The sequence below is a fragment of the Pantoea sp. DY-5 genome (assembly GCF_019795955.1).
In the GTDB taxonomy this organism is placed as follows: domain Bacteria; phylum Pseudomonadota; class Gammaproteobacteria; order Enterobacterales; family Enterobacteriaceae; genus Pantoea; species Pantoea leporis.
Window position 1 is genome coordinate 981,748 of sequence record NZ_JAIMIE010000001.1, and the last position, 21,779, is coordinate 1,003,526.

The following is a 21,779-nucleotide window of genomic DNA, read 5'->3' on the forward strand; positions in this document are numbered from 1 at the left end:
AGCAGCAAAAATGACGGCTATTTTTGACATTGATTTTTTTGCGCGAGGCGTAGACTCAGTGCCATCTTCTCGTCCGGAGGCGTTATGCGCAGATATTCCACCTTGCTAGCCACACTTTTGCTGGCACTGGCGCTACCCAGTTCTGCTGCGGACCTTACTGCGCAGTTGACCCAATTTTTTAAAGCACGCGACCCGCAACATGCCGCAGGCATGACGGTGGTGGTGCGTACGCCACAGGCGCAGTGGCCAAACTGCGAAACCCCTGAACTGCAGCTGCCGGGCAATAGCCGTCAGTGGGGCAACATCAGCATCGCCGCCAACTGCGATCAAAATCGTCGTTTTCTGCAAGTCCAGGTGCAGGTTACCGGGCAATATCTGGTGGCGAGCCGTCAGGTGGCGCGCGGCAGCAATCTCAGCCCGACGGACGTGCGTCTGGCAACCGGACGCCTGGATGAACTGCCAGCACGCGCATTGATGGATAGCAGCGGCGTCATCGATGCGATCGCGCTACGCGATATCCCGCCAGGACAGCCGGTTACCGCCACCATGGTACGTCAGCCGTGGCGCGTAAAAGCCGGTCAAAATGTGATGGTAGTCGCCAGTGGAAACGGGTTTAATGCCAGCAGCGAAGGACGTGCGCTGAACAACGCCAGCGCGGCACAAATGGTGCGCGTGAGGATGGGAAATGGTCAGGTTGTCAGTGGTCGCGTCGACGCGGATGGGAATATTCTGATATCGCTATAAAGCGTTAAAGAACCCTGTTGTTCTGCCGATAGAGATATCAACAAAGACATTACCCTATGCTGATTCAGTTGGCTGACCCCCAACTGACCTTACAGGAGCCTTACCATGAGCATCGACAGAACGCAGCCTACGAATCCGGTTAGCACTGTTCAAACACGCGACAATAACGATAACAGCAGCAAAGTGCGTCAGAGCGCGACGCCCGCAGCCAGCACCACCAGCGAAAGCGGTGCGGAAGTGAAGTTGAGTACCGCGCAGGCGCAACTGATGCAGCCTGGCAGCAAAGATATTAATACAGCGCGCGTTGAGCAGCTGAAGACGGCCATTCGTAATGGCGAATTGAAAATGGATACCGGTAAGATCGCCGACGCGCTGATCGCCGATACCAAGGCGTATTTAGAGGGTAACTAATCCCAATGGACCATCTGCTGATCACCTTAGACAAAATGCAGGACGTGCTGACATCCCTTGCGGTGGTAATGGATGAAGAACAACAGCAACTTTCTGCCGGCCAGATCAATGGCAACCTGCTGCAGCGTATTTCTGAAGATAAAAGCGCGCTGCTGACGACGTTGAATTATCTGGACGAGATGCGCCGCACCACCGAGAAAACGCTCGGCACGCAGGCGCCCTATGGTGATCACAGCGTTCGCGAAAGCCGCTGGATGCGTATTCAGCAGCACACGCGCCGCTTGCGCGATGCCAATACGCATAACGGGATTTTGTTGCAGCATCAAATTGGCTACACCAATGAAGCATTGGCGGTGTTGCGACCCCACCAAACCCAGGCGTTTTATGGCCCGGATGGTTTGGGTAAAGGTCAGGCGACGCTAAGTCGTAAAGGGTAGAAAATGTGGGTTTGAAGAGGCTGCTATCTTTTGGGATGGCGGCCTTTTTGTTGTGCTTTTAAGCACAGCGCACCAGTGATAAGCAGCAGACGGAAGTTTGTTTTGGGCAGGCATCCGCAGCGCTGAACGGAGAAAGGAAGCCAGGATTTGCCCGCAGGACGCGGGCGAAAGGCTCAGCCGGGACAAGGAAGTCCCGTCTGAGCCGGTCCGTCAGGCTGACGTACGCAGTGAAGGTACCGCGAAGCGGCGCGAGGACCGCCGGACCAAAACAAACTTCCGTCTGCGTGGGAGCATAATTTTATACCAGCGTGCGGCGCGCGAAGTCGCGCGGACGGAAGCCGAGCAGACCAAGCATCACAAAGTATGCGCCGCCGCCAATGGCGCAAACCGCCGCCAGACGAATCAGGCGCCACCACATCTGCCCCTCTTCCCAAGCCGGCATCACCTGCAGAATGCCAAACAGTGCTGCGGCCATTACCACTACGGCAATCAGCAAACGGGTCAGGAAACTGAACCAGCCAGGCTGCGGCTGGAAGATATCCTGCTTACGCAGTTGCCAGTACAGCAGCGCAGCATTCAGGCAAGCGGCCAGACCGATCGACAGCGACAAACCGGCATGTTTGAGCGGGCCGATAAACGCCAGGTTCATCAGCTGCGTCACAATCAGCGTCACGATGGCAATTTTCACCGGAGTTTTGATGTCCTGACGAGAATAGAAGCCGGGTGCCAGCACTTTCACCACGATCAGCCCCATCAAACCCACTGAATAGGCAATCAGCGCGCGCTGCGTCATCAGGGCATCAAACGCGGTGAATTTTCCGTACTGGAACAGCGCGACCGTCAGCGGCCCGGACAAAATGCCCAACGCCACCGCGCTCGGCAGCGCCAGCAGGAAACAGAGGCGCAGGCCCCAATCCATCAACCGTGAATACTCTTCCTGATTGCCGCTGGCAAAACTCTTTGCCAGCGAGGGCAGCAAAATGGTGCCCAGCGCCACGCCCAGCACGCCGGACGGAAACTCCATCAGGCGATCGGCGTAATACATCCACGAAACCGAACCGGAAACCAGAAAGGAGGCGAAAATGGTGTTGATGATCAGTGAAATCTGGCTCACCGACACGCCAAGGATCGCCGGCCCCATTTGACGCATTACGCGCCATACGCCCGCATCGCGCAGATTCAGGCGCGGCAAAACCAGCATGCCAATCTTTTTCAGGTGCGGCAGCTGATAGAACAGCTGCAACACGCCGCCCACCACCACGGCCCACGCCAGCGCCATCACCGGCGGATTGAAATGCGGCGCAGCGAAGACGGCAAAACCAATCATGCTGATGTTCAGCAGCGTCGGCGCAAACGCCGGCACGGAAAACCGGTTCCAGGTATTGAGGATCGCGCCCGCCAGCGAGGCCAGCGAGATCAGCAGAATATAGGGAAAGGTGACGCGCAGCAGTGCGCTGGTTAAGGCAAATTTATCGGCGGTATCGGCAAAGCCTGGCGCCGTCACCACAATCACCCAGGGCGCGGCGATCATCCCCAACACGGTTACCACCGCCAGCACCAGCGTCAGTAATCCGGAGACGTAAGCGACAAACACGCGCGTGGCATCTTCGCCCTGCTTGCTTTTATATTCCGCGAGGATCGGCACGAACGCCTGAGAAAACGCGCCTTCAGCGAAGATACGGCGCAGCAGGTTAGGCAGTTTGAAGGCAACAAAGAAGGCATCGGTTGCCATTCCTGCGCCGAAAACGCGCGCCACAATGGCATCGCGAGCAAAGCCCAGCACGCGGGAAAACAAGGTCATCGAACTGACCGCAGCCAGCGATTTCAACAAATTCATATTGAGTGGCGCATCCTGAAAAGTGTCGGAGAAATGAGCGACTTAGCGCGGACATCCCGTGATGTCCGGCGATAGTCTACTGCCACGGCGGGAAATGACCAGCATTGAGTGTTACAAGGAATTATTCACGTTCGGCGTCGCGCCACAATTTTTCCACCAGACGCTGCGCCGCCAGCGCCTGTTCGCCACTGGTTTCAGGCATCGTCTGATTTTCAACACACTGAATGAAATGGTGCGCTGCGCCGCTAAAACCGCGCTGGGTAAGATGGCTTTGCCACGCGGGCGGCACATCACGCACCATGCCGCCGCGGTTTTCCTGCTGCCAGTCGCGCATCTCGTTAATTTCGATGTAATCACCGTCGCAGATGGCGCTGACGACTTCGCGTTGCGTCCCGGCGCGACGATGCATGCTGGTGGTGATTTGCAGCGATCCAGCGGAGAAATGGTGTTCGGCGTACAGCATCGCGCCATCATCATTGGTCTCGATATGTCCCAGCTCGCGCGTCAGGCTGCCGCCCGCCAGCCACAGCGCGGTGTCCACCACGTGCAGATAATCGTCCAGCAGGGTAAAACGCAAATCCTGTGGACCCACGCTATCCGCGCGGTGCTTTTCAATGCGCAGCGAGGCGGCGCGTGGCATGTCACTTTTCAGCTGCTGATAACGCGGCGCAAAGCGGCGGTTAAATGCCACCATCAGCTTGCGCTTCTGCTTGTCCGCCAGCGCCACCAGCGCTTCGGCCTGTTGCAGCGTTTCGGCTAACGGTTTATCGACGCACACATCTTTGCCCGCCAGCAGCAGCGCTTTAACCACTTCGTAATGGCTGGCGGTGCTGCTGTGAACAAACACCGCATCACTGGCGGCGGCCAGCGCATCCAGTTGACCAAAATAAGGTATGCGATAGCTATCGCAGATCGGTTGCGCCTTTGCCTGATTGGGCGAAAACGCGCCAGCCAATTGCCAGCCGCTGGCCTGCGATAACACCGGCAGCCACGCTTTCTGCGCGATACCGCCTAATCCTACAATACCAATACGCAGCGTCATTTCAGTGGTCCTTTTGCAGCAGCTGTTGCAGTAGCGACTGCAACTCAGCAACCGTTTCTTCAAGTTGCGCGACACGCGCGGTTAAATCGCCGTTGTCACTGGCGGTTTCTGCGCTGGCCGCGTCTTCCACTACTTCGCCACCAAACAGATGCATATAGCGGCTTTCACGTTTGCCCGGTTCGCGCGCCAGTCGCACCACCATTGGGCCATCCTCGCGCGTGCTTAAACCGTTAAGCGTCTGCTCGACTTCATTCATATCGCTGAATTCATGCAGACGACCGCTGCGAGTGCGCAGTTCGCCCGGCGTCTGTGCACCGCGCAGGAACAGCAGCGTCAGCACGGCGACTTCAGCGCTGCTCAGTTGCAGATTGCCGAAAGCGGAATTGCAGAAGCGCTGTTCATACTTGCTGACGCGTTGACCGAAGCCGTTATTGGCGGTCACCAGATGCTTTTTCACCAGCTCATCAAGCTGCGCTTGCACCTCCATCTCGCTGAGATTGAGCACCGGTTCGCGGTTAGATTTCTGATTACAGGCGGTGACAACGCCATTAAGGGAGAGCGGATATTGATCCGGCGTGGTGACCTGCTTCTCCAGCAGGCATCCAATCACGCGCAATGCCTGCGCGGATAAGGCCATTTTCATTGAGGTGATCCTTTATTATTGTCCACGACGATCCGGGGTCCACTCCCGACAGGTCAACGCGGTGAGTACATGATCCTGCCAGCGCCCATCGATCAACAAGTAATCTTTGGCGTAACCCTCTTTTTCAAATCCGAGGCGCGCCAGCAGATCGCCACTACGCTGATTGTGCGGCATATAATTAGCCATAATGCGGTGAATACGTTGCTGGCGTTGCATATAGCGAAGGGTGGTAGTGAGCGCTTCAAACATCAGTCCCTGACCTTGCCACTTCTCGCCCAGTGAATAGCCGAGATAGCAGGCGTGAAACGAGCCGCGCAGCACGTTGCTGTAATTCGCCACACCACGCACTTCGGTCTCTTCCGGGTCCATCAGCACAAAATAGTAGGCTGAGCCCTGTTTATGCATGTCGGCGATCAGTCCGAGGCGCGCTTGCCAACCCGAAGGATAACAATGGCTCTCGTCGCGCACCGGTTCCCACGGCTTAAGAAACGCACGATTTTCAGCGTAATAATCCGCTAATCGCCAGGCATCGCGTTCATGTACTAAACGCACCACTAAGCGATCGGTAGTGAGGCGCACGCGTGGGCCAGCAGAACGATAGCCAAACATCATGACTCCTGAAATCCATAACTTAAGAAAGATGTACGCCAGCGGCGATACTTCTCACTATAACCGTCACCCCGCTTGCGGTAAAACCCTTGAACGCGTTCCTCAGGATTCATCCTGATTTAGGATTAATATTTCTGCGGATTCGATGAAAAAATATCATCCTGAGAAAGCTGTTTTTCGCCGCTGAGCAGGCGGAAAATAGACCAATTGGTCTCTTATCTCCTCTTATTTGCTCAGGAATTAGCATGTCTCGGGTTGCGCAGGCACGACGCCTCGGTAAAACATTTCTTTTAGTGGATAACATGCTGGTTGTGATGGGCTTTTTCGTGGTGTTTCCCCTCATTTCCATCCATTTTGTCGAACAGCTGGGCTGGGCCGCGTTGATGGTCGGTATTGCGCTTGGCTTGCGCCAGTTCGTCCAGCAGGGATTCGGCATCTTCGGCGGTGCGATTGCCGACCGTTTTGGCGCGCGTCCGCTGATCGTCACCGGCATGCTGATGCGCGCGGCGGGTTTTGCCTGCATGGCGCTGGCGCATGAACCCTGGCTGCTGTGGTTTGCCTGTTTGCTTTCCGGTCTTGGCGGCACGCTGTTTGACCCGCCACGCAGCGCGCTGGTGATGAAACTGGTACGCGCACGCGATCGCGGCCGCTTCTTCTCCCTGCTGATGATGCAAGACAGCGCCGGTGCGGTGCTGGGCGCACTGATTGGTAGCTGGCTGCTGGCGTGGGATTTCCGTCTGGTGTGCTGGGTTGGCGCGGCGGTGTTTGTCACTGCTGCGCTGTTTAACGCCGTTTGGTTACCGGCGTGGCGCATCTCGACCGAACGCATTGCGATGCGTGAAGGGATGCAACGCGTCTGGCAGGACAAGCGTTTTCGCCTGTACGTGCTGACATTGACCGGCTACTACATTCTCGCCGTGCAGGTGATGTTGATGCTGCCGGTGATGGTGAATCAGGTAGCCGGGGCACCTGCTGCGGTGAAATGGATGTACGCGATTGAAGCGCTGCTGTCATTAAGCCTGCTCTATCCGCTGGCGCGCTGGAGCGAAAAACGCTTCCGCCTCGAAACGCGTTTGATGGCCGGCTTGTTCCTGATGACGTTCAGCCTGCTGCCGGTTGGCATGACCGATTCGCTGCCGTCGCTGTTTATGCTGATCGCCCTCTTTTATCTGGGCTCAATCATCGCGGAACCGGCGCGAGAAACGCTCAGCGCTTCGCTGGCCAGTTCGCGTGCGCGCGGCAGCTATATGGGCTTCAGCCGACTCGGCCTCGCGATTGGCGGTTTGATCGGCTACTCCGGCGGCGGCTGGATGTTCGATATGGGCCAGCAATGGGCGCTGCCGGAACTGCCGTGGATGCTGCTGAGCAGCGTTGGCATGATTACCCTTTTGGCGCTTTGGTGGCAGTTCCAGCCGCGTTCGGTGGCGCCAGCGATTTTCAGCAGCTAATTTGCCCCCGCCAAAGATCTCTTCCATACTTCCCGCACGTCCGAAAAAAGGGTGACCTCCGCCACCCTTAGAACCACAGGAGAAACGGGATGAAACTCTACATCTACGATCACTGCCCTTTCTGCGTCAAAGCACGCATGATTTTCGGCTTAAAAAATCTGCCATTAGAACTCATCGTTATGCTAAATGACGACGAGCAAACGCCGAAAAAATTGATCGGCCAGAAAATGGCGCCGATTCTGCAAAAGGCCGATGGCAGCGCTGTACCGGAAAGTATGGATATTGTGCGGCTGGTAGATAAACACGATCACCAACCGCTGCTCAATGGCAAAAGCAATCCTGCGATCAGCGACTGGCTGCGCCACGTGAATGGCTACGTCAATAAGCTGCTGCTGCCGCGCATCGCCGATGCCTCCTTCGCCGAATTCGCCACGCCGGAAGCGCGTAGCTACTTCAGCGAGAAGAAGCAAGCCAGCGTGGGCGATTTCAGCGAGTTGCGTAAACACGCGCCAGGCTTAATCAAAAACATCAGCGACGATCTGCGTCAGCTCGACAAGCTGATCGTCAAACCCAATGCGGTGAATGGCGAACTGTCGGAAGATGATATTCATCTGTTCCCGCTGCTGCGCTCCTTAACGCTGGTCAACGGCATTGAATGGCCAAGCCGCGTTGCCGATTATCGCGACAACATGGCGAAACAAACCCAGGTTAATCTGCTCTCCTCCATCGCCGCATAATCTTCATCCCTGAGAGGCGCTGCGGCGCTTCTCATCTCTCTCCTGGTGACACATGCCGCTGATTCAGGCAGGCTATCGCTGTTTTGCCGTTTCGATCAGGATGAGGACAATATGAAAAAGGCGTTTACCGGGCTTTTCGCCCTGCTTTTTGCCGTGCTACTCAGCGGCTGTAACCAATTGACGCAATACACCATCAGCGAACAGGAAGTGAATCAGGCGCTGCAAAAGCGCAATAACTTCGAAAAAGATATCGGCGTTTCCGGGCTGGTGAATGCGCACATTGTGCTGAGCGATCTCAACAGCCAGATTGGCCGTGAAGAACCCGGCAAAATAACGCTCTCGGGTAAAGCCAACATCAATGTCAGCTCGCTGTTTGGTCCGCAGCAGGCCGAAATGCTGCTGAAGATGAAGGCGCAGCCGGTTTACAACGCACAGGAAGGCGCGATTTATCTGCATGACATGGAGATTGTCGATGCGCAGGTGCAGCCAGAGAAAATGGCGTCGATTATGAAAACCCTCACGCCGTATCTCAATGAGTCGCTGAAGCGCTACTTTAATGAGAGACCTGCTTATGTGCTGAGTGCAGACCGCAGCAAAGGCGAAGCGCTGGCGAAGAAACTTGCTAAAGGAATTGAAGTGAAACCGGGCCAATTGGTGATTCCGTTTACAGATTAATCCGCGCAACCGCACCTTCCGGTGCGGTTTTTGTTTGTCACAATAAAATCCCGTGCAAACGGTTGCCCACATCCTTATGATTACTCCCCGGCCTAAACGTGCCTCTCGTTTTCTTCTCAGCCGGAGTCTTTTTGAATGACAGCCCAACCTCAGCACATTACCATCCGCCGCCCTGACGACTGGCACATCCATCTGCGCGATGGCGCGATGCTTAACGCCGTACTGCCTTATACCAGCGCAGTAAATGGTCGTGCGATTGTCATGCCAAACCTGGTTCCACCGGTTATCAGCGTGGCCGCTGCCGTGGCGTATCGCGAGCGCATCATGGCTGCGTTACCTGCTGAGCACGCTTTTACTCCGCTGATGACCTGCTATCTCACCGATTCACTTGATCCCGATGAGATCGAGCGCGGCTTCCGTGACGGCACTTTTACCGCCGCCAAACTCTATCCTGCGCACGCCACCACCAACTCCAGCCACGGCGTGACCAACATCGCCGCCATCGCTAAGGTGCTGGATCGCATGCAGCAGATCGGCATGCCAATGCTGGTGCACGGCGAAGTAACCGATTCTCACATCGATATATTTGATCGCGAAGCGCGCTTTATTGAAACCGTGTTGGAACCGCTGCGTAAACAGTTCCCGGCGCTGAAAGTGGTGATGGAGCACATCACCACGAAAGAAGCGGCGGAGTATCTGGCAGCCGGTAATGATCTGCTGGGCGCCACCATTACGCCACAGCACCTGATGTTCAACCGTAACCACATGCTGGTGGGCGGCGTGCGTCCGCATCTTTACTGCCTGCCGATTCTGAAGCGCAATATCCATCAGGAAGCGCTGCGCAAGCTGGTCGCCAGCGGGAATCGTCGCGTATTCCTCGGTACCGATACCGCGCCACATCTGCGTCACCTCAAGGAAGCCAGCTGTGGCTGCGCCGGCGTGTTCAATGCGCCGACCTCATTGCCGGCGTACGCCACCGTGTTTGAGGAGCTGAATGCGCTGGACCATTTCGAAGCCTTCTGCTCGGAGAACGGCGCGAACTTCTACGGTCTGCCGCTGAATGAAGGCACGCTGACGCTGGTGCGAGAATCCTGGCAGGTTGAAGAGAGCATTGCGCTGGCGGATGACACGCTGGTGCCTTTCCTTGCCGGTGAAACGCTGAACTGGCGCATCAAAGAATAATGATCTGCTGCTTGCCTTCGGGAAATTTATACTGTACAAATAAACAGTATATTATCCCGGAGGCTTCTATGCGTGTTGAAATTACCGTAGCAAAAACTTCGCCCCTTCCTGCGGGTGCACTGGATGCACTCAGCGTCGAACTGGTTCGTCGCATTACGCAGGATTTCCCCGACGATGATCATCACGTCAAAGTGCGTTATGCCGGCGGCAACCAACTCAGCGTGTTTGGTGGCTGTAAAGAGTCACGCGAACGCATCAGCGAACTGTTACAAGAAACCTGGGAAAGCGCTGACGACTGGTTTAATAACGATTAACTGCCACTGTGCCGTTTTTGCCGGGTATCGCTATCCGGCTTTTTTGTTTTTATTTCCCTCTCGCCAGAAAAACTTCCTGCATCTAGACTCATGTTAAACGATCCCCTATTCTTGCCTCGTCATGCTTACAGGAGGTGTTTTACATGACTACTGAAAAACCAGAAGAGGCGATGACCTTCGGAGAATTGCTGGCATTTATTGCTGAGCAACAGCGCCGCTTAACCGTATTAGAAAATGCGTTTGCCACCTTGACCTTCTGTCTCGACGATCGCGCCAATCAGTTGCTGGTCCACAACCTGACGCTGGAAGCGCAAAACCAGAACCATGACGAGCAGTTACAGCAGCATTTTACCCGGCTGGCGGAAGAGATTCAGAAACGTCACGGCCTGCTGCCGGTCGAGCCACACTCATAAAAGTGCCCCCTTTTTCGGCCTAAAGTTTTCCCTTATAAAAGCCGATAACTTCGTCAGTGTTGCCAGTAATAATTCCAATAAAATGCCTGACGCTGCGGGCATTTTATTATTCGATTAAACGGCAATGTTAACCGCGTTTATTTTTACTCTGTTTAGGTTCGTCATACCTTTTAACTATTGTACCCGCTATTTCATGTTATAATTGTTTCGCTAGTGCACGATACAGCCGCATTGAACCTCAAGAAGCACTTCGTTTAACGAGTAATACGGAGGTTATAATGGACAGAAATAAAGACGTCATCCAGACTCATCCGTTGGTAGGATGGGACATCAGCACCGTAGACAGTTATGACGCCATGATGATTCGCCTGCACTCGCTCTCCTCGCAGGGGCAGAAAGAAGAAGAAGCTGACGTGGGTCCGACCTACTGGCTGACTACCGACGTAGCCAGACAGTTCATCTCTCTACTCGAAGCTGGCATTGCAAAAATAGAGTCTACCGAGCAGTACCTACGCGACAATCAAAAGCATTAATTTCTACTATCGCGTGAAAGGGCACCCAACAGGGTGCCTTTTTCATGGGCGCTCTCTTTTGATATGCTGTTGAAAAATTTAACCGTTTTGCTGGAGTGATGTCGTTATGGTTTATGATCTGATTGTGGTGGGAAGCGGTTCGGTCGGCGCAGCAGCCGGTTTTTACGCCACGCAGGCTGGCTTATCGGTGCTGATGATTGATAGCGCCCATCCGCCGCACAGCCAGGGCACACATCATGGGGAAACCCGCCTGATTCGCCATGCGTATGGTGAAGGTGAACGCTACGTGCCGCTGGTGCTACGCGCACAGACACTCTGGGATGAGCTGGAACGCCAGAGCGGCGAGCGCATCATGCATCGCAGCGGCATCCTCAACTTAGCGCCCATCACCTCCTCCTTTATTCAAAATGTTATCGATAGCGCGAAAGCGTGGCAGCTGGATGTGAAAATCCTGCAAGCCGATGAAGTGCGCGCGCGCTGGCCGCAGTTCACAGTGCCGGATGGCTACATCGGCGTGTACGAACCCAACTCCGGCTTCCTCAAATGTGAGCAAGCGGTGCGCAGCTGGGTGCAGCTGGCGGAACAGGCCGGTTGCGCGCAGCTGTTTAACTGTCCGGTGACAGAGATAGGTCGTGACGGCGATCTGCAGCAAGTCACCACCAGCGATGGCATTTTCCGCGCGCGTAAACTGTTGGTCAGCGCCGGTACCTGGGTGAGCCAGTTGGTCGCCGATCTGCCGGTTGCGCCCGTGCGCAAAGTTTTCGCCTGGTATCAGGCAGATGGTCGCTACAGCGAGAACAATAAATTCCCCGGTTTTACCGTGGAGATGAGCGATGGCAGCCACTTTTACGGCTTCCCGGCGGATAACAACGCGCTGAAAGTGGGACGTCACGATGGCGGACAGCTGATGCAAACGCCGGCCGATCGCAAACCTTTTGGCAGCATCGCGGTAGACGGCAACGAATCTTTTAACTTCCTGCGTAAATTCCTGCCGGGCGTGGGCGTCTGTTTGCATGGTGAAGCCTGCAGCTACGACAATACGCCGGACGAAGATTTCATTATCGATACGCTGCCGGGCGAGCCTAATCGTCTGATCATCACCGGCTTAAGCGGACACGGTTTCAAATTCGCCAGCGTGCTGGGTGAACTTGCCAGTGAATTTGCGCAGAACAAACCGTTCTCTTTCGATATTGCGCCTTTCTCCCTCGCGCGATTTAACTAAACCATACTTGCCGGTACTAATCCTGTGCCGGCGAAATTGACACAAACTGACAGTTAATTACCTATATCAACATTCAGCGCAGCGCTATGCCGCATTTGGTGTAGTGAATATGCAATACTTCGCAATAAGCCCCGCCTTTTAAGCTATCCCTTCAATTATTCTGACTGAGTTTTAATTAAATCCTCATTTATTCCGAAGATGATTTTCAACTTTATAGAAAAGTAAGGTTAATTGATCTTTCATTGCAAAATGTAGATGCTCATTACCACTTATTTCATTCCAGGTGATTTTAATGTGGCGTAATTCCACACAGCATTTCGGCGCTGTCTCGATTTTATTGCATTGGCTTATGGCGCTGGTTATTTACGGCATGTTCGCGCTGGGTTTGTGGATGGTCGGATTGGGCTATTACGATGGCTGGTATCACGATGCGCCCGAAATTCATAAAGGCATCGGCATTCTGCTGTTCACTGCGCTGCTGCTGCGCCTCGGCTGGCGTTTTATTTCACCGCCGCCCAAACCGTTGGCGAGTTATTCGCCCGCCGTACGACGCAGCGCTACCGCCGCGCACTGGCTGTTATACGGCTTGCTATTGGTGCTGCTGTTCACCGGTTATCTCATCTCCACCGCCGATGGCAAACCGATATCCGTATTTGGCTGGTTCGCGGTTCCCGCCCTGTTCAGCGGTGCCGCGCAACAAGCGGATCTGGCGGGTGACATTCATCTTTGGTTGGCATGGGGTTTGGTGCTGATCTCTGCACTGCACGCGCTGGCAGCCCTGAAGCACCATTTTATCGACCGTGATGTGACACTGAAAAGGATGTTGGGTTACCGCATCCCGTTAACCTCTGAAAAGGAAAAGTAACATGCTAAAGAAGACATTATTGGCAGTAGCAGCGGCCGGATTATTGAGCGCCAGCCTGACGGCCAGCGCGGCTGATTACAAATTTGATAAGGAAGGCCAGCACGCGTTTGTGCAGTTCCGCATTCAGCATCTGGGCTACAGCTGGTTGTACGGCACCTTTAAAGACTTTGATGGCAGCTTCACTTTTGATGAAGCCAATCCTGCGGCAGATAAAGTCAACGTGACCATCAACACCAACAGCCTCGATACCAACCATGCTGAGCGTGATAAACACCTGCGCAGCGCGGATTTCCTCAACACCGGTAAGTTCCCGCAGGCAACCTTTGCTTCTACCGCCGTGAAGAAAGAGGGTAAAGATTACAAGATCACCGGTGACCTGACGCTGAATGGCGTGACCAAGCCTGTCACGCTGGATGCAAAATTGATCGGTGAAGGCAAAGATCCGTGGGGCGGCTACCGTGCAGGATTTGAAGCCAGCGGTGAGATCGTGCTGAAAGAGTTCAACATCAGCAAAGATCTTGGCCCGGCATCGCAGAAAGCTGAACTGATTATTTCAGTGGAAGGCGTGCGTAAGTAAACGAAATACAGCCTGAAGTCCGCAGACCTCAGGCTGTTTTACGCTTATTTTTTATCTGGCGCCGGAATCGCCATCGTCATGTTCAGCAAACCACGTGATTTGTTGAACACTTTGTTGCCATTTTCACGGCCCGCACGGCGTGCGCGCTGCTCCTCTGGCGACAACGTTGACTCTTCCATGCAGATTGGGCTGCAGCAGTTGTTGTACTTTTCAGCGCAGCTTGGGCACTGAATAAACAGCAAATGACAGCCATCATTGATGCAGTTGGTGTGGCTATCGCAAGGCGTGCCGCACTGATGACAGCTGGAAAGAATATCGTCGGAAATACGCTCGCCCATGCGCTCGTCAAAGACAAAGTTTTTGCCCTTGAAACGCACCGGTAAGCCCTGTTCGCGCGCCCGACGGGTGTATTCAATAATCCCGCCTTCGATGTGATAAACATCTTTGAAGCCGTTGTGCTTCATCCAGGCGCTGGCCTTTTCACAACGAATGCCACCGGTACAGTACATGACAATCTTTTTGTCTTTCTGATCCTGCAGCATATCAACGGCCATCGGCAGTTGATCGCGGAAGGTATCGGCCGGCACTTCCATGGCGTTATCGAAGCGCCCCACTTCATATTCGTAGTGGTTACGCATATCCACAAACAGCGCATCCGGATCATCGAGCATTGCATTAACGTCCGCGGCTTTCAGGTAAGCACCCACATCGCTGGCATCAAAGCTGTTGTCTTCAATCCCATCCGCTACAATGCGTTCACGCACTTTCAGGCGCAGCACCCAAAAAGATTTACCGTCATCATCCAGCGCAATGTTCATGCGCAAGTTATTTAGCGCCGCATCAAAGGCATACAAAGCGGCCTTCATCTTTTCGTAGCGGCTGGCGGGCACACTGATTTGTGCGTTGATGCCTTCATGCGCAACATAGACGCGACCAAACACCTTGAGTTTGGTTAACTCAACGTAGAGGGCATCACGGAAGGCTTTAGGATCGACAATCTGGAAGTATTTATAAAAAGAGACTGTGGTACGTGGTTCGGTTTCCGCCAACATACGTTCCTTCAGCTCTTTATTGGAAACAAGGTTATGTAACACTGGCATGGTGTTCGTCCTGTTAGCAATCAGAGAAATTTAGCGCGCGTATGATACCCGAATTCTGCCTGATACAAAAATTTTGGTTTGATAAGCCTGCCGGCTGAAATTACACACGCATTTGTGCGCCACAATTGCGTTTTCGTGCGCATACCTGCTGTCGGAAAGCCGTCCTCGGTCTATGCTTGATTTCAGCCAGAATGAAAAAATGGCATAATGACAAAAAATTACAGAAACCGGACTCTCTGGCATAAGACGCAGGATACTGACATTTCCATGACTCAACTTCCCCAACTCACCCGTGAACTCTTCTATCCACGCTATTGGCTGACCTGGCTCGGCATTGGCTTTCTTTATCTGCTGGTGCTGTTGCCCTATCCGGTACTGCATGCAATTGGCTGCGGATTGGGTCGCGTTGCCATGCGCTTTATGAAGCGGCGCGTTGAAGTGGCGCAGCGTAATCTTGAAGTGTGCTTCCCCACTATGCCGACCAATGAACGCGACGCGATGGTAAAGCACAACTTCGAATCGGTAGGCATGGGGCTGATTGAAACCGGGATGGCGTGGTTCTGGCCGGACTGGCGTATTCGTAAATGGGTCACCACCAGCGGGCTGGAGCACGTGACTAACGCGCTGGCAGAGAAGCGCGGCATATTATTAATTGGTATGCACTTTCTGACTCTGGAGTTGGGAGCGCGGGTATTTGGTATGCACAACCCAGGCATTGGCGTGTATCGTCCCAACGACAACAAGTTGATCGACTGGCTGCAAACCTGGGGCCGGATGCGCTCCAATAAAAGCATGCTGGACCGCAAAGATCTGAAAGGCATGATTCGCGCCATGAAGAACAACGACATTATCTGGTATGCACCGGATCATGATTATGGCCCGCGCAGCAGCGTGTTTGCGCCATTCTTCGCGGTTCAGGATGCGGCGACCACCACCGGCACTCATATGCTGATTCGACTGGCAAACCCAAGCGTAGTGCCGTTCCTGGCGCGACGTCTGCCGAACGCGCGCGGCTATGAGCTGAAAATGATGCCAGATATCCGCGACAAATTTACGCTGGAATCTGAACTTGATACCGCTGTGGTGATGAATAAAGTGGTGGAAGAGACGGTGCTGCTGGCTCCAGAGCAATACATGTGGCTGCATCGCCGCTTTAAAACGCGTCCGCAAGGCGAACCATCAGTTTATTAATATTGGTCGGGGCACCCTGTGTGCTCCACGGTTTATATGCACTAATTTGCCTTTTGGCGCGATCACATGCGGTAATTTATTAGTGAGCCGTGCCAGCCTGAACTTAGGCTGATAGTTGGCTTAGCGCCGCATTTAATCAGACATCACTTTTCTTCAGCACGCAATGTTGACGTAAAATTAACCTTTCCTTGCGCCATAGCAGCCAAATTCTGCGTTGATGCAGGATTACCGGAATTGTCACTCATTAATATTTATTCACCAAAGTTTAGCGTTTCGGACCTGATTTCTACAACTTCCAGGGCTATTCCTATTTAATATTGCTAAATCCTTCGGCATCACTTATCAATGAAGTAAAATTAACTTACTAAACAAGGTATTGTCTGATTAAAAAACCCCATATTCCTTTTCATTAAAATAATCGCTTCGCTTATAACTTTATGGAATTGGTTCGTAAAATCGAATCCAGTTAATTTCGATTACAGCACTTAGCTTCATCCGTTCACTTTTAAAAAATATAAAAAGATTACACACAGCAAATATATCTCAGGACAATATAATATGAATAAAGGTATCTACTACTACGTGACGATCAGTACCGATCAGGAAGGTTATCATCTTCTGCATCGGAAAGAGTGCAAACGCTTACCCGTAAAGGAGGACATGGTATTTATTGGCACTCTATATAATTTAAATCAGGCATTATCAACCGCGCGTATTAATTTTAAAAAGGTTAAGCCCTGTATTAAATGTTGTATTCGTTACTCTGCTCCAATTATTCACGAATCAGTACGCCCGGTATTGCATTTCCCGCAGAAAATAGCCTGACCGGTTGGGCGGTTGAATTTCACGCAACCGCCCAACTGATATTTCCTCTCTGCCCTGCACTTCACGATTTTTCGTCTATCCTTCTGTGAAATCCCTTTTTTACAGACATGGAGTTGATGATGAGCCTGTTTACCACCCTTGAAGAAGCCATTGAAGCCGCTCGTGAAGAGTTTCTCGCCAGCCAACCAGAGATCGCTGAAGAAGATGCCAGCGTGAGCCAGTTCGCCCTGCAGAAGTACGTGATGCAGGATGGCGACATTATGTGGCAGGCCGAATTTTTCGCGGAAGAGGACGGTCAGGGTGAATGCCTGCCAATCTCAAGCGGAGACGCCGCACAAGCCATCTTTGATGGCGATTTTGATGAAGTCGAACTGCGTCAGGAGTGGCAGGCGGAAAATACGCTGCACGAATGGGATGACGGCGAGTTCCAGCTGGAACCACCGCGTGACCTTGAAGAGGGCGAAGCGGCGGCACAAGAGTGGGAAGACGACAACAGCCCTTCTGACAACCTGTAATAACGTTTATTCGTACGGACCGTGACTGGCATCGACGGGCAGTAACAGCGTGTCCATCACCAGCGACAGCGGCAAATCGATAATGGTTAGCACGCGCCACGGTCCGTCACGAACGTCCCACTGCACGCCGGGATAATATTGGTTGCCGTGACCTTGTCCGGGAAAGGTGCGGCTGATGATACTGCCACAACCGGTGAGCAGAAGAATGGCGGCGCTAAGCGCGGTTATTTTCAGGAAATAATTCACAACATTTACTCACAATGAACTGGCGTTAGTTTAACCATCTCGCAGGGACGATGACCACTCCTTAACACGTAAAGATTGCGTCATATTTCTGGCGAAAAAAAAGCGGCATTTCTGCCGCTTTCTACTTTCTCATCCTCAGCGCTGTGGCAGCGCCTCTGGATTGAGCTTCAGCTTCTGATAGCTTTCCACCCACTGATGATATTTGTCTGCGCTTTCCCACAGGCGTGAGTGCACACGAGCCAGCACCACCGGATCGCTAATAAGCTGCAAACGCTGCTCGCGATTCAGTTTCTCTGGCGCATCGCTCAGTGCCTGATCGACACGACGGTCACGCGCATGATCCAGTAAATCGCTCTGCTTGTGACGCGATGTTGCCATTGCCGTCGCCAGCGCGTTAAACGCCGGGTTAAACAGTGCATGCATAAAGCCATTTTTCAGCGCGCGTTGACGATTGATCTGCAGATAGTGATCGGTATCAACCAGCTCTTTAGGTGGCTCATACTCTTCCGGAATCAGGAACAGTTTGGCGTTCTTACTCTTCTGCCCTACCGTTGCACGGCTCGACATCACCGACACAAACGGCGACAGGATCAGTGAGACGACGATCGGCGACAGCCACCACAGGAAGTTCAGATCGAGGAAGCCCATACCGCCCGCCCACACCAGACCCAACAGCATCTGTGAACCATGACGACGGAAAGCTTCGCTCCACGGCGTCGCATCATCATCACGCTGCGGCGAGTTCCACACCACTTCCCAGCCAAGGAACGCGCTGACCACAAACACGGTGTGGAACAGCATGCGCACCGGCGCCAGCAGCACTGAGAACAGCATCTCCAGAATCAGCGAGAAGAACAAGCGGATGGCGCCACCATAAGGTTTCGCTCCCTTGAACCAAATCAGCACCACGCTCAACAGTTTCGGCAGGAACAGCAGCACCAGCGTAGTTGAGAACAAGGCTATCGCCAAGTCGGGACGCCACTGCGGCCACACCGGGAACAGCTGGCGTGGTTGCAGGAAGTAGGTCGGTTCCATCAGCGTGTGCACCACCTGCAAGGCAGTAGAAAGCGCGAGGAACATGAACCACAACGGCGCAGAAAGATAGGACATTACGCCCGTCAGGAACACCGCACGGTGAACCGGATGCATCCCTTTTACCAGGAACAAACGGAAGTTCATCAGGTTACCGTGGCACCAGCGACGGTCACGCTTCAGCTCATCCAGCAGGTTCGGCGGCAGTTCTTCATAGGAGCCTGGCAGATCGTAGGCGATCCACACCCCCCAACCGGCACGACGCATCAGCGCGGCTTCAACGAAGTCATGCGACAGGATCGAACCCGCGAAGGAACCTTCACCCGGCAGCGGTGCCAGCGCACAGTGCTCGATAAACGGTTGCACACGAATGATGGCGTTATGGCCCCAATAGTGTGATTCACCCAACTGCCAGAAGTGCAAACCAGCGGTGAACAGCGGACCGTACACACGGGTAGCAAACTGCTGGCAACGCGCATACAGCGTATCCATGCCTGACGCTTTCGGCGAAGACTGGATAATACCGGCGTTCGGGTTAGCATCCATCATGCGCACTAAACCGGTAAGACACTCACCGCTCATTACGCTGTCGGCGTCCAGCACCACCATGTAGCTGTAGTTGCTGCCCCAGCGACGGCAGAAGTCATCGATGTTGCCGCTTTTACGCTTCACACGACGACGACGACGACGATAGAAAATCTTGCCGGCGCCACCGACATCACGCACCAGCTCCATCCAGGCTTTCTGCTCGGCGATGGCAATATCGGCATCATAGCTGTCGCTCAGAATGTAGACGTCGAAGTGTTCGGCATTGCCAGTACGTTTGACCGATTCCCAGGTCGCACGCAGGCCAGCAAACACGCGTTCTACATCTTCATTACAGATCGGCATGATCAGCGCAGTACGGTGTTCCGGATTCAGCGGCTCATCGCCGGTAGTCGAATACGAAATGCTGTATTTATCGCGACCGATCAGCAGCTGCAGGAAGCCCATTAGCGCAGTCCAGAAACCGGCAGAAACCCAGCAGAACAGAATGGCGAACAGGAACAGAATCCCGGTCTGCAGGATGTACGGCAGGATCAGCTCAACCGACTGCAGCCAGTTCTGGTTGAACATTTCGATCGGATCAATCAGCGTCCAGCCCTGATACGGCAGAATGGTTTTCATGTACCAGGTTGCCACCACGGTCTGCAGAATCGTCAGAATCAGCAGTACGTAACGACGCATGGAGCCAACGTGGCGCCACTTGTCCTCGTTTTTCTGCTCTTCAACGGTGGCATAGCGTGGAGTGGATTTCTGGCCGCGCAGGGAATCCCAGGCGCGCGCAATTGGGTTGGTGCGCCAGATCTCCGGGAACATCAGCGAACGCTTCACTTTCGGCATCGCCTTCAGTGTGGTGCGATCGAGATAATCCTTGCTGAGCTGCTGACCATCCGCCAGTGAGTCCGGCCAGGCCATTTGCACACGGGATGACACCGATTTCAGCGGTGCATCATCCGGGCGCTCGCTGGCGGCGTTATCTTGCCCCAGCGACGTATGAATAGCGTGGAACGCCTGCGCATTCTGCAGCGAATCGCTGAGACGGGCGCGCCCTGCCGCATCAAGCGGCAGAGCCTCCACGTAAGATTGAGGTAGAAATATCGATTTATTCATTGGCAGGTAGCTGATAGCTCCAGGTTTCCGTCAATGTCTTGTCGCCGCTCACCAGCGCCGCACGCATCTCAGTCGGCTGCTTGTTATCTTTCACTCGCAGACGCAACACCAGACGCCAGCCTTTGGTCACCGGGTTGTAGCGCACACTCTGCTCAACCACGTCAGCGTTGTTACCCACGCTCACCTGCGGCGCCACTTGCGTATCTTCCGGCAGCTTGCTCATCGCTTTGCCAACGAAATCCACGGTGAAGGCGATAGAACCATCCGGCTGACGCACCAGATTCGACTGTTTCACATCACCGGCAGAGCGCAGCGTGTCTTTTACCCAGGCGATGTCGTCTGAGTGCAGCTGATTCTCGTCACGGGTGAAGTGCAGACGATACTGGAAGTTCATCTCTTTGCCCGGCTCTGGCAGTTTTTCCGGCGTCCAGAACGCAACGATGTTGTCGTTGGTTTCATCGGCAGTTGGAATCTCTACCAGTTCAACGCGGCCTTTACCCCAATCACCCTGCGGCTCAACCCAACCACTTGGGCGCAGGTCGTAGCGATCGTCGAGATCCTGGAAACGGCTGAAATCACGCGTGCGCTGCAGCAGACCAAAACCTTTCGGGTTCTCAACGGTAAAAGTGCTAACCGCCAGATGTTTCGGGTTATTCAGCGGACGCCAAATCCACTCACCGTTACCGGCATGAATCGAAAGACCATTCGAATCGTGCAGCTCTGAACGGAAGTTGGTCACCGGCGAAGGCTGGTTAGCACCAAACAGGAACATACTGGTCAGCGGCGCAACGCCCAGTTTGCCGACGTTATCACGCAGATAAACTTTGGATTGCACATCAACCGTCGATTCTTTGCCCGGTTTGATGATGAAACGATAGGCACCGGACGCGCGTGGCGAATCCAGCAGCGCATAGATCACCAGCTGTTTGTCCTGCGGTTTTGGACGCTCAATCCAGAACTCTTTAAAGCGCGGGAACTCTTCGCCCGACGGCAAGGCGGTATCAATCGCCAGTCCACGTGCCGAAAGACCGTACACCTGGCCTTCGCCAATCACACGGAAATAGCTGGCGCCGAGGAAGCTGGTGATCTCGTCGTCTTTGCCCTTTTTATTTAAAGGATACAACACCTTAAACCCAGCAAAGCCGAGGTTTTTGACTGCATCAGCATCGTGTTTTACGTTGCCGAAATTGAAGTAGTCAGGGTTATATTTAATTTCACGTACTGAAGACGCCGTCACTTCGTTGATTTTCACCGGCGTATCGAAATACATGCCCTGATGATAGAACTCAAGCTTAAATGGCGTGCGCAGTTTGCCCCAATAAGCTTTGTCGTGGTTAAACTGGATCTGCTGATAGTCAGCAAACTTCATTTCACGAAACTGAGAGGGTAAATTGCTTTTTGGCGCTTCGAAACTTTTCCCTGCCAACGCCTTGGCTTGTTTTGCAACATCATCAATGTTAAACGCCCAACTATTGTTGGCATACATAGCCAGCAGAACTGCCGCGCCTACCCAGCGCATCTTTACCAG

The 21,779-nt window shown here is 53.7% G+C and carries 24 protein-coding genes; 16 read left to right on the plus strand and 8 right to left on the minus strand.

Features of this window, described 5'->3' with window-relative positions; genetic code table 11:
* Window positions 1-84: 84 nt before the first annotated feature.
* The 3 genes from flgA to flgN all read left to right on the plus strand — a co-directional run bounded on the left by flgA (window position 85) and on the right by flgN (window position 1,592).
* On the plus strand, window positions 85-744 hold the full coding sequence (gene flgA, locus K5Y30_RS04620; RefSeq protein ID WP_101760850.1) for a flagellar basal body P-ring formation chaperone FlgA: 660 nt from the start codon (window positions 85-87) through the stop codon (window positions 742-744).
* A 105-nt stretch (window positions 745-849) separates the two neighbouring features.
* Window positions 850-1,155, plus strand: coding sequence for a flagellar biosynthesis anti-sigma factor FlgM (gene flgM / locus K5Y30_RS04625; RefSeq protein WP_101760851.1), 306 nt, complete (start codon window positions 850-852; stop codon window positions 1,153-1,155).
* Window positions 1,156-1,160: 5 nt separating this feature from the next.
* The gene (flgN, locus tag K5Y30_RS04630; protein WP_222181797.1) at window positions 1,161-1,592 is read left to right on the plus strand and encodes a flagellar export chaperone FlgN; all 432 of its coding nucleotides are present in this window, start codon (window positions 1,161-1,163) and stop codon (window positions 1,590-1,592) included.
* Between the two features lie 298 nt (window positions 1,593-1,890).
* Here flgN and murJ read toward each other — a convergent pair whose 3' ends face one another.
* From murJ to rimJ, 4 genes are all read right to left on the minus strand, one after another.
* Window positions 1,891-3,429, minus strand: coding sequence for a murein biosynthesis integral membrane protein MurJ (gene murJ, locus K5Y30_RS04635; RefSeq protein WP_101760853.1), 1,539 nt, complete (start codon window positions 3,427-3,429; stop codon window positions 1,891-1,893).
* 121 nt (window positions 3,430-3,550) lie between these two features.
* Window positions 3,551-4,471 carry a Gfo/Idh/MocA family protein gene (locus K5Y30_RS04640; protein WP_137385551.1) on the minus strand — a complete coding sequence of 307 codons (921 nt, stop codon included), beginning with the start codon at window positions 4,469-4,471 and terminating at the stop codon, window positions 3,551-3,553.
* Window position 4,472: 1 nt separating this feature from the next.
* Window positions 4,473-5,114, minus strand: a complete 642-nt coding sequence (locus K5Y30_RS04645) for a DUF480 domain-containing protein (RefSeq protein WP_222210591.1) — start codon at window positions 5,112-5,114, stop codon at window positions 4,473-4,475.
* A 15-nt stretch (window positions 5,115-5,129) separates the two neighbouring features.
* On the minus strand, window positions 5,130-5,723 hold the full coding sequence (gene rimJ / locus K5Y30_RS04650) for a ribosomal protein S5-alanine N-acetyltransferase (protein WP_101760856.1): 594 nt from the start codon (window positions 5,721-5,723) through the stop codon (window positions 5,130-5,132).
* Between the two features lie 245 nt (window positions 5,724-5,968).
* Between rimJ and mdtH the strand changes: the two genes are divergently transcribed.
* The 10 genes from mdtH (at window position 5,969) to K5Y30_RS04700 (ending at window position 13,689) form a co-directional block, all read left to right on the plus strand.
* The gene (mdtH, locus tag K5Y30_RS04655) at window positions 5,969-7,171 is read left to right on the plus strand and encodes a multidrug efflux MFS transporter MdtH (RefSeq protein WP_192234313.1); all 1,203 of its coding nucleotides are present in this window, start codon (window positions 5,969-5,971) and stop codon (window positions 7,169-7,171) included.
* Window positions 7,172-7,260: 89 nt separating this feature from the next.
* Window positions 7,261-7,908: a glutaredoxin 2 gene (grxB, locus tag K5Y30_RS04660; protein WP_110865912.1), complete on the plus strand. Its 648-nt coding sequence runs from the start codon at window positions 7,261-7,263 to the stop codon at window positions 7,906-7,908.
* Window positions 7,909-8,019: 111 nt separating this feature from the next.
* Window positions 8,020-8,583 (plus strand): lipoprotein, encoded by a 564-nt coding sequence (locus tag K5Y30_RS04665; RefSeq protein ID WP_192234317.1) that lies wholly within the window; start codon window positions 8,020-8,022, stop codon window positions 8,581-8,583.
* Window positions 8,584-8,718: 135 nt separating this feature from the next.
* A complete protein-coding gene (gene pyrC, locus K5Y30_RS04670) occupies window positions 8,719-9,765 on the plus strand; it encodes a dihydroorotase (RefSeq protein WP_222210592.1) in 1,047 nt (348 codons plus the stop codon).
* Between the two features lie 68 nt (window positions 9,766-9,833).
* On the plus strand, window positions 9,834-10,079 hold the full coding sequence (gene dinI / locus K5Y30_RS04675) for a DNA damage-inducible protein I (protein WP_101760861.1): 246 nt from the start codon (window positions 9,834-9,836) through the stop codon (window positions 10,077-10,079).
* Between the two features lie 143 nt (window positions 10,080-10,222).
* Window positions 10,223-10,492, plus strand: a complete 270-nt coding sequence (locus K5Y30_RS04680) for a hypothetical protein (RefSeq protein WP_101760862.1) — start codon at window positions 10,223-10,225, stop codon at window positions 10,490-10,492.
* Window positions 10,493-10,770: 278 nt separating this feature from the next.
* Window positions 10,771-11,025, plus strand: coding sequence for a biofilm formation regulator BssS (gene bssS, locus K5Y30_RS04685; protein WP_008103119.1), 255 nt, complete (start codon window positions 10,771-10,773; stop codon window positions 11,023-11,025).
* Window positions 11,026-11,131: 106 nt separating this feature from the next.
* Window positions 11,132-12,247: an N-methyl-L-tryptophan oxidase gene (gene solA / locus K5Y30_RS04690; RefSeq protein WP_222210593.1), complete on the plus strand. Its 1,116-nt coding sequence runs from the start codon at window positions 11,132-11,134 to the stop codon at window positions 12,245-12,247.
* A gap of 292 nt (window positions 12,248-12,539) precedes the next feature.
* Window positions 12,540-13,112 (plus strand): cytochrome b, encoded by a 573-nt coding sequence (locus K5Y30_RS04695; protein WP_222210594.1) that lies wholly within the window; start codon window positions 12,540-12,542, stop codon window positions 13,110-13,112.
* Between the two features lies 1 nt (window position 13,113).
* Window positions 13,114-13,689: a YceI family protein gene (locus K5Y30_RS04700; protein ID WP_101760864.1), complete on the plus strand. Its 576-nt coding sequence runs from the start codon at window positions 13,114-13,116 to the stop codon at window positions 13,687-13,689.
* Between the two features lie 44 nt (window positions 13,690-13,733).
* Here K5Y30_RS04700 and K5Y30_RS04705 read toward each other — a convergent pair whose 3' ends face one another.
* Complete coding sequence (locus tag K5Y30_RS04705) at window positions 13,734-14,789, minus strand: rhodanese-related sulfurtransferase (protein WP_222210595.1); 1,056 nt, start codon at window positions 14,787-14,789, stop codon at window positions 13,734-13,736.
* 267 nt (window positions 14,790-15,056) lie between these two features.
* On the opposite strand from K5Y30_RS04705, the gene K5Y30_RS04710 reads away from it, so the two are divergent.
* The 3 genes from K5Y30_RS04710 (at window position 15,057) to K5Y30_RS04720 (ending at window position 17,320) form a co-directional block, all read left to right on the plus strand.
* The gene (locus K5Y30_RS04710; RefSeq protein WP_101760866.1) at window positions 15,057-15,980 is read left to right on the plus strand and encodes a Kdo(2)-lipid IV(A) acyltransferase; all 924 of its coding nucleotides are present in this window, start codon (window positions 15,057-15,059) and stop codon (window positions 15,978-15,980) included.
* 558 nt (window positions 15,981-16,538) lie between these two features.
* Window positions 16,539-16,805, plus strand: a complete 267-nt coding sequence (locus K5Y30_RS04715; protein ID WP_008103132.1) for a hypothetical protein — start codon at window positions 16,539-16,541, stop codon at window positions 16,803-16,805.
* Window positions 16,806-16,924: 119 nt separating this feature from the next.
* On the plus strand, window positions 16,925-17,320 hold the full coding sequence (locus tag K5Y30_RS04720; RefSeq protein WP_101760867.1) for a MysB family protein: 396 nt from the start codon (window positions 16,925-16,927) through the stop codon (window positions 17,318-17,320).
* 6 nt (window positions 17,321-17,326) lie between these two features.
* Here K5Y30_RS04720 and K5Y30_RS04725 read toward each other — a convergent pair whose 3' ends face one another.
* From K5Y30_RS04725 to K5Y30_RS04735, 3 genes are all read right to left on the minus strand, one after another.
* Window positions 17,327-17,566: a YceK/YidQ family lipoprotein gene (locus K5Y30_RS04725; protein WP_110865906.1), complete on the minus strand. Its 240-nt coding sequence runs from the start codon at window positions 17,564-17,566 to the stop codon at window positions 17,327-17,329.
* Window positions 17,567-17,701: 135 nt separating this feature from the next.
* The gene (mdoH, locus tag K5Y30_RS04730) at window positions 17,702-20,251 is read right to left on the minus strand and encodes a glucans biosynthesis glucosyltransferase MdoH (protein WP_101760869.1); all 2,550 of its coding nucleotides are present in this window, start codon (window positions 20,249-20,251) and stop codon (window positions 17,702-17,704) included.
* Window positions 20,244-21,779, minus strand: a complete 1,536-nt coding sequence (locus tag K5Y30_RS04735; RefSeq protein WP_192234533.1) for a glucan biosynthesis protein G — start codon at window positions 21,777-21,779, stop codon at window positions 20,244-20,246. Before K5Y30_RS04735 ends, mdoH begins: the two co-directional genes overlap by 8 nt.

What these genes read in the sequence shown, in the direction of transcription:
- mdtH (WP_192234313.1), top strand. Translation starts at nt 5,969, where the DNA reads ATGTCTCGGGTTGCGCAGGCACGACGCCTCGGTAAAACATTTCTTTTA.
- flgM (WP_101760851.1), top strand. Translation starts at nt 850, where the DNA reads ATGAGCATCGACAGAACGCAGCCTACGAATCCGGTTAGCACTGTTCAA.
- bssS (WP_008103119.1), top strand. Translation starts at nt 10,771, where the DNA reads ATGGACAGAAATAAAGACGTCATCCAGACTCATCCGTTGGTAGGATGG.
- mdoH (WP_101760869.1), bottom strand. Translation starts at nt 20,251, where the DNA reads ATGAATAAATCGATATTTCTACCTCAATCTTACGTGGAGGCTCTGCCG.
- K5Y30_RS04720 (WP_101760867.1), top strand. Translation starts at nt 16,925, where the DNA reads ATGAGCCTGTTTACCACCCTTGAAGAAGCCATTGAAGCCGCTCGTGAA.
- K5Y30_RS04695 (WP_222210594.1), top strand. Translation starts at nt 12,540, where the DNA reads ATGTGGCGTAATTCCACACAGCATTTCGGCGCTGTCTCGATTTTATTG.
- K5Y30_RS04710 (WP_101760866.1), top strand. Translation starts at nt 15,057, where the DNA reads ATGACTCAACTTCCCCAACTCACCCGTGAACTCTTCTATCCACGCTAT.
- grxB (WP_110865912.1), top strand. Translation starts at nt 7,261, where the DNA reads ATGAAACTCTACATCTACGATCACTGCCCTTTCTGCGTCAAAGCACGC.
- K5Y30_RS04645 (WP_222210591.1), bottom strand. Translation starts at nt 5,114, where the DNA reads ATGAAAATGGCCTTATCCGCGCAGGCATTGCGCGTGATTGGATGCCTG.
- K5Y30_RS04715 (WP_008103132.1), top strand. Translation starts at nt 16,539, where the DNA reads ATGAATAAAGGTATCTACTACTACGTGACGATCAGTACCGATCAGGAA.
- K5Y30_RS04700 (WP_101760864.1), top strand. Translation starts at nt 13,114, where the DNA reads ATGCTAAAGAAGACATTATTGGCAGTAGCAGCGGCCGGATTATTGAGC.
- K5Y30_RS04705 (WP_222210595.1), bottom strand. Translation starts at nt 14,789, where the DNA reads ATGCCAGTGTTACATAACCTTGTTTCCAATAAAGAGCTGAAGGAACGT.
- rimJ (WP_101760856.1), bottom strand. Translation starts at nt 5,723, where the DNA reads ATGTTTGGCTATCGTTCTGCTGGCCCACGCGTGCGCCTCACTACCGAT.
- flgA (WP_101760850.1), top strand. Translation starts at nt 85, where the DNA reads ATGCGCAGATATTCCACCTTGCTAGCCACACTTTTGCTGGCACTGGCG.
- flgN (WP_222181797.1), top strand. Translation starts at nt 1,161, where the DNA reads ATGGACCATCTGCTGATCACCTTAGACAAAATGCAGGACGTGCTGACA.
- K5Y30_RS04640 (WP_137385551.1), bottom strand. Translation starts at nt 4,471, where the DNA reads ATGACGCTGCGTATTGGTATTGTAGGATTAGGCGGTATCGCGCAGAAA.
- K5Y30_RS04665 (WP_192234317.1), top strand. Translation starts at nt 8,020, where the DNA reads ATGAAAAAGGCGTTTACCGGGCTTTTCGCCCTGCTTTTTGCCGTGCTA.
- K5Y30_RS04680 (WP_101760862.1), top strand. Translation starts at nt 10,223, where the DNA reads ATGACTACTGAAAAACCAGAAGAGGCGATGACCTTCGGAGAATTGCTG.
- murJ (WP_101760853.1), bottom strand. Translation starts at nt 3,429, where the DNA reads ATGAATTTGTTGAAATCGCTGGCTGCGGTCAGTTCGATGACCTTGTTT.
- pyrC (WP_222210592.1), top strand. Translation starts at nt 8,719, where the DNA reads ATGACAGCCCAACCTCAGCACATTACCATCCGCCGCCCTGACGACTGG.
- solA (WP_222210593.1), top strand. Translation starts at nt 11,132, where the DNA reads ATGGTTTATGATCTGATTGTGGTGGGAAGCGGTTCGGTCGGCGCAGCA.
- dinI (WP_101760861.1), top strand. Translation starts at nt 9,834, where the DNA reads ATGCGTGTTGAAATTACCGTAGCAAAAACTTCGCCCCTTCCTGCGGGT.